This window comes from Yoonia sediminilitoris, assembly GCF_003058085.1.
Classification (GTDB): Bacteria; Pseudomonadota; Alphaproteobacteria; order Rhodobacterales; family Rhodobacteraceae; genus Yoonia; species Yoonia sediminilitoris.
Map to the genome: position 1 here is coordinate 1 of NZ_QBUD01000031.1, position 10,751 is coordinate 10,751.

A 10,751-nucleotide genomic window follows, 5' to 3' on the forward strand; every position below is an offset into this window, starting at 1 on the left:
CCGCCAGCACGCCGCATAATCAAACCAAACAGATGAGCCAAACTCTCTCTTAGGTTCGGACGCTCTTGGTCCCAAAAACCCTGACGACGGACAGATGCAGCGGAGAAGCATGGCGTTTGGGATGATGGTGCGTTTCGAGGCGTCCACATCAATGAATGGCGCAAGACCTTCTATGCAAAGCACACAGGCGACACCCAAGAGGCAAAGCAAAAGGCGTTTCAGCGTGCGCGCAAACAGATGACCGAAAACGGCATGATGACTGTGCAGGATGACGTCTATCTGACGCTCGATGCTAGAATGCAAACTTCCATCATGGAAAAGGCGGACGGACAGGACATTGCAGGACATTCTTGAAAATGTCCGCTGTTGCAGAAGCCTAAAACAGGCGGACGGACAGGACAAATGCCTATAGGCATGTCCGGTGTCCGCTTAGGACTGGGGTGATAAGAATAGGCTTAGAAGACGGTCGTAAGTTTGAGGTCTTCTGTAAGCCCGCCTGCTTGATTGTATGGCGGGCTTTTTCATGGCTATGCATCAAGGCATGACCTTTAACCACGACACAACATATAGTATATTTAGAGGGTGATATGTAAAATATAAACAACATAAGGGATACAGCAGCGGTCATGGGCGTCCTCAAGAACATCAAGCATGAGAACTTCGCTCAAGGCATAGCCAAAGGCATGTCTCAAGACGCAGCTTATGAAGCGGCTGGATATAAACAGCATCGGGGCAACGCATCTACACTTAGATCAAAACAGAACGTGATTGATCGCATCGCTGAATTGTCAGCAGCTGCTGCAGAGCGCGCGGCCAAGACCCTCGATGAAGTGATTGCAGAGTATGAGCGCGTTGCCTTCACCGGCATGTCACGGTTCCTGCGCGTTGACGCTGACGGCAATCCGCAGATCAATCTAGGCGACTGCACCGAGGCTGATCTTGATCTGATCAGCGAGGCGACAACGGTTGTCAGGCGCGAAGTGACCAGAAGCAAGGGTGAAGGCGAAGACAAGAAGCCAGACCATGAGGTGTTGACCATCAAGATCAAGCCCGTCGATCGCCTCAAGGCTCTTGAGAAGCTTGGCATGTATCTGGGCATGGGTGACAAGTCCGCCAACCAAACCACAGACCGACTAGCAGACGCCCTGCGCGAAATCTCTAAGCGAGGCAGCATGGCACCGATGCGCAAGCCTAAGAACCGCGGAAAATGACCGTCGCGGCGGCACATCATCAGCACAGGTAGAAGGCCGGTCCGGTTAATCGCCGCGGCTCGCGCCATGAGGTTGGACATTCGCTGCCACTGCAAAATCCATACATAACAAAACTCTCACTTTGAGGGACTTTGCCGCGCAAAGAGAAATACGGATTGAGGTCGGAGGCGACGAACCCCTCTAGAAGTGGTCCTTAGAATACTTCACCATCTCAGCTCCAGCCAGGATGCGTGTCGTGTTCCCAACGCGAACGTAGAATGTTTCTTTGCCCTTGATCGTATCCGCATAGACGGGCGAGGATGATTTTCTGACATCAACTAAGCACATCACACAGTCGTCCACGGTTTCAAAGCGGATATTCACACCTTTGGCAACTACAGATTGGCCCATCGCATTCATGAACAGCGTGGACAGCCAGTTTTGGTAACCATCCAAGTCCTGCTTCTTGAAATCGAGATCAGGTTGAATGCCTAACAGATCACCATCATCGGATATTCCGATACCAAGTGTTCCGCCCTCAGAGTTCATAAATGCAGCTACCGTCTTGATGACGCCTTCGTTGATGACCTTCTCTGGCACATCGGACGAAAGCGGCACACGTGCGGTAGATTTGAACTCAATACGTAGAGTTTCCATGTTGGCCAGCAGTTCTGCGACTGAGGGTTCGGCGTTTGTGCTCTTGTTCGGAACCACATCACCCGTCAGCACCTTGAACCCATCGCGGATAACGTCAGCAATTAGCTTACGCCTCTGGGTGATAAAGTCGAGGTATTCCAAGCTATGCCACTGATCGGGAAGCGCGTGCCAGTATGATGCATTGGCCTTTTCTTGGTCCGTCAGTCCGTTGAACAGGTCTGGGAAGTAGTCTTGGGGAGAGTTGTCCGAAATGGAAATGTTGTCCGCCCATTCAACGAATGCATAATTGGCGATCTGGTTAAGGCGATATGTGCCGCTGAAGCCAATGCTGCGTAGGTATGCCTTTGGGAACAGATGGTGCCGTTCAACTGGTGATTTCGTTCCAGACACGGCGGGATCAAGGAGATCACTGATCCTGACGTTTGAAAACAGCGCCGTAGCTCCAAGAAGATTCAATGCGGCATGGTAGCCAAACAAGTAAGGGCTGTAAGCACTGGAGCTATCTAGTTGTTCGGGTAGCGTGACACGCCAGTAATCATCCGTTAGTTGGTTCGAAATCACTGTGTCAAGCAATTGCACGAAGGCATCGGGGGTTCGTTCTATCTGCTGAAAGCGTCTCAGGTCTGCCTCCAAGACAGTTTCAGGGCTGCCTGTGTATCGCCCAGTAAGCGCACTCATGAAGAACCATCGACTGATCACATTGCGCAGGGTCCGTCTTTCAACACCAAACTCATGTTGACCAACCAGATAGATGAGATAGCCGTAAAGGAAGTTGTTCGCCGATGTCAGCATCGACTTAGACCTAAACCCAGCGGCTTTGATGCAGGTTATATACTCATGCCAATCAGTGAGGTTCAAAACCTTAGCCTGCGCGTCTTGAAGGTCGGCAAAGCGGGCATCGCGGAGGTCTTCCTTGACCTTTTTCTCAACAGGGTCGCGCCCCCGAAGCACTTGATATGCATTTTGCAACACACCACGCTTCAGGCCCAAGCCAACTGCAACCCTGAGCATCTGATCTGGGGCTGGTGCGTGGAAGACGTTGTAAGGCGATGCGACATAATCCGCAGAGGGTATTTTCGCCCGACGTGAAAAGTCTTCGAGTTGATGGCGGCCCTCAACCCAGTAAACGGACATCAGCGTTAGGATGAAGTCAGCAGAGTTGAGTGGGATACCACCTGCGTTGATCCGTTGGAAAATCTCCGCCACCGTATCAACATCAAGTTCAGCCGACAGAACAAGAACAGAGAACTGATAGTTGCGAATGTTCTCAAGCTGCTGGATGTTGTTAGCAATCATTGATCGTTGGGCATCATCAAGCTCCAGTGTCTCGGGAAGCTGTTTGATGAAGTCGTTGATGAAGCTGAACGATCCCTTTCCCGATGCCCAGATGTCAGAGATGTTCGATATAAACTCAGGGTTGTTGTCTGATGATGCGTTGGCTACTGAAAACTCTTCGGTTAACGGGTTGAAAGCAATCTTAATCAACTGCTCCTCGTTGGCTTCATTGATGATCGGCTTGCCCTTCATCACGGCGTAAAGACTGGTCAGACGTTGTTGCCCATCAACAATCATTTTTTGGCTTTCACGAGCTTCTGTGCCGCTACCAATTGAGTGACTGTCAACTTGCTTCTGCGTATTCCAAAACAGGAAATACCCAGCAGGAAAGCCTTTGTATAGCGAGTCGAATAGGTCACGGATGCGGGACCTTTTCCATACGAACGGACGTTGAAGATCTGGCAGTCCCAATGTTCCCATATCAATCTCTTGGATCAGGTGATGGATGGGCGGAGTTTCACTGGAAAATCGTTGAGTCGTTTGGGACATAGAAAATTAATACCTTTGCAAAGAACTTATGGTGAAGATGGCAACCTGTCATCCTTATGGTTGATGTTTAACATGTTCCAATTCCTTGTCGATCCGAGGTGATCACCGCAGACTACCAAGAAAGCCAAGCCTATGAAGTTCTGCTTTATTTCTATAGTTGGACACATCTTTGGACTTGCAGTGAATGTTCGGTTCCCGCCCATTCTGTTGTTAACAGCCAAGCTGCGGTGGTCGCCCTGCACCACGTGCATTTGCATCAGCCTCTACTCAGTATTCTAGAGCTGAATGCAAATTGGGTAATAATTGGGGAATCCAAGCCAGCCAAAACATTTAAGTATTTATTTTATATGTATTTTATATAGATAAATGGTGCCCAGGAGATCCACCAGGATGCTGCGGCGTGTACATTTTGGCTGTAAGGGGCGGATTGCGGTCGTTCGCTGCGGCCTGCACCAATGGCAGGCAATGGAACATCATTGCCAGTCTTTCAGCAGACTCAGACCAAAGCCCAAACTTGGCTTCTTCACCAAAAATAATTCATGCTCGCGTCAGCTTTAGGTTGAAGGCAGCCACCAAGGCAAAGATAATGAGAACGGCGCGCATTATCCTTCTTTTCTATTTTGGCAGAATAGGCTTAGATCAATGGTTTCTTTCCTAGAGATTTCACCGGAACAAATCCAACGCCTAGACGAGCACTTGCTAGTGGAGCTACTCCGCAGGCTCGCTAAAGCTGAAATGTTGAAGAATGGCATCCCATTGAGGGATGTGAATGTCCCAACGCAAATACACATACCCGACGGAGGCGAAGACGGACGCGTCTCGTGGAGCGGGGGTGTAAACGAGACAGACTATCTGCCCAGTAGGCATACGATTTTTCAATGTAAAAAAGGTGATCCTGGTCCCGCCGGCTGCAAGAAAGAAACTTGGAAAAAGGGAACAGGAACCGCGGACAATCCGGCTGAACTAAACGAGGCACTGGAAGAAGCCTTAGATGCAAGCGGATCCTACATTGTCGTTACTGGCAGCGCCGTAGTCGGCACCAAAGTTACGGATCGGGTCAACAAAATCGAAGAGGGCATAAGGGCCGCAGGCAAAAACCCTGATTTATTATCAAGTATTAGAATTTATGACGCAAATAAGTTATCTGACTGGACCTCCACCCACCCGGCAATTGCACTTTGGCTAAACAGCATTTTACAAGAAGTCGACCTTGGGGGCCTGCAGTCTTTCGACCTATGGGCTCAAGATGGCGACATATCGCAGGTGGCGTTCCAGACCAGCGAAGAGCCACGATTTCGCCTGACAGGAAACACAGCCCGAGCTTTAAGATCTGAGTTAGGGATCGATCAAGAAACGATCAATTTTGAACAACTTCAGGCAGCGATTGAGCACTTCTTTGCATCTGGCCGAAACTCCGCTCGCGTTGTTGGTCCGTCTGGTTTTGGCAAGACGCGCGTCGTTCATGAACTATTCTCGAAGACAGATGATAGCAGCCCAACACTCGATACTTCGTCAGTGGTATTTTGTGATTTTGAAGATGTCTCTCAGCGCATAGGTAGCCTTGCTTTAAATTTAGTCTCAAGCGGAGCCGAAAGCATCCTGATCGTCGATGATTGTCCCGACAGTTCCCACAACGATCTATTCAAAAAAGCTCAAAGGAAGGGGTCCAAAGTTAAACTGATCACTTTGGATGTAGAAACCCGGTCTCAGGGTGTCTTTGGAAACCTTGTCATCGAACTACTACCCGCCTCAGATGATCTTATTAAAAGGATTGTAGAAGGCAGCCCGTATTCCAACGCAAAGAATGACGTTGGCTTCATTCGCGACCTAGCTCAAGGTTTTCCCAGAATGGCTCTCGTGGCAGCAGAAGCGGCGGAGAACGGAGACACAGCGCTGGTTTCGGTTGACGCATTAGTGAAACGGATTGTCTGGGGGAAAGAACAGGAAGATGCGGAAGCCCTTCGAGCGTTACAGTTCTTGAGCTTATTTACGCTTGTCGGCGTGGAAGGGGATAGGCAATTTGAGCTTGAGCAATTGGCAAGCTTTATGGAAACATCGGCCAAAGACATCTTTCGAAATTTGGCAGCATTTGGTGATCGTGGCATTGTTGGGAGAGTGGGGGACTTTGCCGAAGCGCGTCCACAGCCACTGGCAGTAAGGCTGGCCGTTCAATTGCTTGACACTTCGCCGGAGGGTGAACTCACCCGGCTTTTTGAGAAGATCGGCACCGACTTGCGTTTCAGATTGCTCAGTCGGCTGAGGTGGCTAAGCTTCGATCATCGTGTTGCCGGTCTTGCATTGAGTATTGTCAAAACAGTTATACCAAGTATCGATGCGCTCAACACAGACGAAGGTTCCAAATTTATGGATCGGCTCGTTCATCTGGAACCCGATCTGGCAATAGCTACATTTGAGAAATTCCTTTCCCACTTATCAATCGATGAGCTCTTGGAGTTCAGAGACGGTCGCCGCAATACGGTTTGGGCGTTAGAAAAGCTTGTTTTTCGAAATGACAGTTTTGAACCGGCGGCCAACCTATTGCTAGATCTGGCTGCGGCAGAGAACGAAAATTGGGGGAACAATGCTCACGGACAGTTTGTTGGACTGTTTCAACTGCACCTATCGGGCACTGAGGTTGAACCTGCAAGACGACTAGCAATCTTAGATGCTGGGCTGAAGCATGAAGATGCCAGAGTAAGCTCGGTTTGTATCGATGCGCTCGGCAAGATGCTGGATACGTGGCACTTTTCAAGGTCTGGTGGCAACGAGCGAATTGGCGCAGAACCAGCCCTCCAAGACTGGCAACCCGCAATCTATCAAGATATTTTCGACTTCTACAACGCAGCGATTGATCGACTTACCGATATCGCGTTGGAAGCGAACGTTGAGACGTATGAAAGGGCTACTTCGCATCTTGGAGGCAATATTCGTGGATTGCTTTCGTACCCCAATATTTTCGATAATCTACGAAGCCAAGTAACGAGGGTTGTTGAGGAAAACCCTGCATGGACCAAGCCAATTAAGTCGATAAACCAATGGTTTTTCTTCGACAGCAAAGAAGCTCCGGCGGACTACGTCACTCAAGTGCGTGACTGGTATGACGAGTTGTTTCCAGACTCCAAAGTGGACCAGCTGTTGCTTTTGTCCGGAGGGTGGCCCGGAGACTTCCACGATATTGGTGTCCCGTATGACCCTGAGAACGATACAGACCATGAGTATGCAATAAATTGCATTCGCGAGATTGTCTCCACTCTTTCAAGAGATGCGAAAGACAACTCAGAGCTAGTTGGCAAGATTGTCCGCGGTGAATTCAACAGCGCTTGGGCGCTCGGACATGCGCTGGCCAGTCATGTTGAGGATCCCGAAGCATTAATGGGTTTGGCTTGTGAGGCGCTTCGCCCCCCAACAGAAACGGTAATTTGCCTAAAAACATTTTGTGGCATGATATCTGGGGGATTTAGTCGATCTCGCGATGTCGGAATGGCCTGCTTGGAGAATTCTTTGAGCACGCCTGAACTAGACGGTCACGCCATTTCGTTGATTTCAGCTGCTCAAATGGATTCTGAAATTGCGTCACGCGTTGCCCAGTTAGTTACGGATGGTCTGTGCGATCCACGACATGCTGCGACGCTGAGTTGCGGCCGTGGCTTTGACGATCATGACTTCGAGACTATTCTGCCGCTCGCAAATGCAATCAAACAAACCGGACCGCAGGGAATTTGGTCCGCCTTGGACTTGGTTTTTATGTACAGATACGGACAACCCGAAAGCTTTGTGGAAAAAGCTTCTTATGTGAAGGAATTTTGCTCTCATCCCGACATTTTCGCCGTTGAGGCCATCGGGGTAATGGACGCCCATCATTGGGAAACAAGCATTGAAAAAATCTTTGGTTCGGATCAGGTAGACGACGCGTTCGTGGAAGCCATTTGTGATCGCTCGCTGGAACTGGCAACCAAAGCGGAACATGACGTTCAGCTGAAAATGGATGATGCAGCGTCCAAGGTTTTATTACTCGCTGTGCAGTACGATCCCGCCTTGGTGTGGAACAGAGTGCTGGTAGCATTTGACAATGCAGATGCCCTAACAGAGTGGCGGTTACATAACCTTCTAAAAGGTTCGGATCGAACGCCCGGCCAAGCTGGAATTCTGAATGATCTCCCCGAGGAAATTTATCTGAATTGGATAAGTGAGAAGCCCAACGAGCGGCTTGAATTCGTGCTTGAATGGATCGAGTTAGTCGAAAAAGGAGACGAGAGCAGTCTCTTTTGGACTGCCCAGCTTGTTTCGTTGATCGAAACCTATGCATCCGACGTTTCTCAGCTTGGAGGAATCTATAGCAGATTGCTTTCCGGTGTAAGTTGGGGTCCGTTTTCTTCTCGATTAAAACCCCTAGTTCCGCTTTTTGAGAGCCTTAGGAACAGCCAAAACCCAATAGTTAGAAAATGGGCCAACGACTGCGTCCGGAGCCTAAGCACAAGTATTGTGCAAGAAGAAAGAAGGGAAGCAAATCGGGAAGCAGAGCTACGAGGATAGTATTTTTTAGGTATATCATGTCTGCTTTTGAAACCGAAGCGGCTACACACCCTTTGGTGTTTGAATGGCTGCTTTGGGCCGTTCATGCGGATCAAATCGAGACCGTTTAGCAGGTTTGCGGCTAACGGCGGCAACGAGCCCTGATCAGACATGGCGGGGCTTCACAAAGACCCCCATCAAGAGGCCATATATCCCAAACTGGAAAGCCATATAGACCGCCTCAAGCAAAACAAAGATTGTTACGTCAGAGATTTCTTTCCGGACCACGAAATTAATAACTTGGACGGAGAAGTAGAACGCGCCAACGAGCCCGGCGAACTTCAACCCGCCTGAGAAACCGGTACCAAAGAAATGCGTTCTCAGGAACAGGGCCGCCAAGACAAAACCTTGCACTAGGATATTAACCAGTCCAGCAGCCGCAGCAAGAACGGTTTCCTTTTCTTTGAAGTATCCAAGCTCTGTATATAGCTCCTGAAAGACGAGGACATGCCATATGGCCGTGATAGGGAATATCACAAGCGTATAGATTGCTGTTCCCATAATCAGGTTTCTCATAGGCGGTCAATTCCATCCGATTTCCATTGGGTTGCATTTGACCCAGAATGACCCGGGGCAGTTGCCGTCACCAATTTTTCCCTCATATCTGCAAAAATGTCCACAAAGTCCCGCGTCTTACGTGTTCATGTACGGTGCAGAGAATGGCTGTTCATCTAAGACCTGCCGTTCGTGGATCACGCGGCGAAGGTGTCAGAAGAGCCCAAAGCTGAAATTGCCTATGCCGAGCATCCGGTTGGCCATCAGGTCTGTCCTCAAAACAGTCGCGCATTCAAATCAATGTTTAGAGTTTCAGTTTTTGTGCTAGCGTTAATCAATTGCGAGCAACGATTTTCGGATATGCGATATGCAGAAAATGGGAGTGTATTAATGCTGACTGATCGATTTGGGCTGACATTGACAACCAGCTTGCCAGATGCGCGGGATGCCTACGTCAAAGGGATTGACCACATCCTTGCAGCGACATTTGGAGCAAGCGTTGCATTCTCAGCAGCCGTCGCGGCCGATCCCGGTTTTGCCCTCGGTCATGTTGGACTTGCTCGAGCTCGAATGTACGACGGCGATATGCCTGGCGCCCAAAAGGCAATTGCTTCGGCCCGCTCCTTTGCGTCAGGATTAACCGAACGCGAGGAGAGCCATCTCGCAGTCTTCGACCTCTTACTTCAAGGCCGTGTGTCCGAAGCCCGAGGCGCAGTTCAGGAACACACTGCAAATCACCCGCGCGATGTCTTGGTCGCGCAGATCTGCACTAATATTTTCGGCTTGATTGGGATGTCTGGCGAACCGGGTCGGGAAAGCACGCAACTTGCCTACACAACCAAACTGTTTGATGCGTTGGGCGCGGATTGGTGGATCATGAGCGTGCACGGTCAGGCGCTGTGCGAAGTTGGACGGCTCGACGAGGCAATGTCTATGATGGACCGCTCTCTCGCCTTGAACAATGCCAACGCGAATGCCTCGCATTTCAAAGCGCATACACTCTACGAACAGGGGTCTGGGGAGGCTGGTCGCGCCTACCTTGCCGACTGGATTTCGGATTATGATACGCGCTCCTTGTTGCACGGCCATTTGAGCTGGCATCGCGCTTTATGGGCATTGGAGCAGGAGGATGAAGCGGAGCTTTGGGCGATTTACGACGGAGCGATAGCGCCCACTGTGTCTTATTCACTGCCAATTAATGTTCTGACCGACGCTGCTGCTCTTCTGTATCGTTCTGAGATTGCAGGTTTAAAAGTGCCGCCCGAACGTTGGAGAGATCTGAGCGAATACGCATCACAGTTTTTTCCAAATCCGGGCATGAGTTTTGCCGACATTCACAGCGCGCTGGCCCATGCCATGGCTGGAGATGGAGAACGCCTTGCGGTCCTGACCGAAACGCAGTCGGGTTTTGCGGCAGACCTTGTACGCCCTGTGGCACAAGCTTGGCGTGCGATCGCACGGCAGGATTGGACGGCTGCACTGCAACACCTAACGCCGGTCATGGCGGATCACGCTCGCCTCGGAGGCAGCCGGGCGCAGCGCGACTTGTTGGAGCTGACTTACCTGAACCTGCTGTTGAGATCCGGGCATGCTCCAGAGGCGCATCGAACGGCAATAGCACGACGCCCGATCTTCAGTCAGAGTGCGCCCATTGCTGGCTTTGCCTGAAATCGCGGAAACTTTTTTGATCAGGTTGAGAGGGGCCAGCGTTAGCTGAAGTGAGAATGTCCGCAAAGTCCCGCTCCTCGTTGGTCGATCCACGTTGCGGCGAACAGGTGGATTGAATTCGGCCCCTCGGGCTGACTTTCAACGGCCGGTTTGGCGACACATGCTGCTTCACAGCGAAAACCACGCCGCAGTCGCGAGCGGATGCTGCGTCAGCAAACACCCGACAGGGCAACGGCGGCAAAGTCCGCATAGCAGACCTCTATGCAATCTGCAGCGAAGGTCTCCTATGATGAAGATTTTCTGATGCGGGCCAGGGTGTGAGGTTTTGGCTTGGCTCGACTGTGG

6 protein-coding genes are annotated in these 10,751 nt (G+C 50.5%); 3 read left to right on the forward strand and 3 right to left on the reverse strand.

All coding sequences use genetic code 11. The features are described from left to right. Positions 1–348 (reverse strand): hypothetical protein (locus tag C8N45_RS23480; RefSeq protein ID WP_211095504.1); only part of this gene is annotated, 348 nt, incomplete at its 3' end. Positions 349–626: 278 nt separating this feature from the next. Between C8N45_RS23480 and C8N45_RS22555 the strand changes: the two genes are divergently transcribed. Beyond that, on the forward strand, positions 627–1,211 hold the full coding sequence (locus C8N45_RS22555; RefSeq protein ID WP_108389259.1) for a terminase small subunit: 585 nt from the start codon (positions 627–629) through the stop codon (positions 1,209–1,211). 180 nt (positions 1,212–1,391) lie between these two features. Here C8N45_RS22555 and C8N45_RS22560 read toward each other — a convergent pair whose 3' ends face one another. Then, entirely contained in the window at positions 1,392–3,671 is a 2,280-nt protein-coding gene (locus C8N45_RS22560) for a GmrSD restriction endonuclease domain-containing protein (protein WP_108389261.1), read from the reverse strand. 642 nt (positions 3,672–4,313) lie between these two features. Between C8N45_RS22560 and C8N45_RS22565 the strand changes: the two genes are divergently transcribed. Next, positions 4,314–8,204 (forward strand): hypothetical protein, encoded by a 3,891-nt coding sequence (locus C8N45_RS22565; protein ID WP_108389263.1) that lies wholly within the window; start codon positions 4,314–4,316, stop codon positions 8,202–8,204. A gap of 144 nt (positions 8,205–8,348) precedes the next feature. Here the strand turns inward: C8N45_RS22565 and C8N45_RS22570 are convergent, their stop codons facing one another. Beyond that, entirely contained in the window at positions 8,349–8,759 is a 411-nt protein-coding gene (locus C8N45_RS22570) for a hypothetical protein (protein ID WP_108389265.1), read from the reverse strand. A 171-nt stretch (positions 8,760–8,930) separates the two neighbouring features. On the opposite strand from C8N45_RS22570, the gene C8N45_RS22575 reads away from it, so the two are divergent. Then, the gene (locus tag C8N45_RS22575; protein ID WP_245882826.1) at positions 8,931–10,406 is read left to right on the forward strand and encodes a tetratricopeptide repeat protein; all 1,476 of its coding nucleotides are present in this window, start codon (positions 8,931–8,933) and stop codon (positions 10,404–10,406) included. Positions 10,407–10,751: the final 345 nt, after the last annotated feature.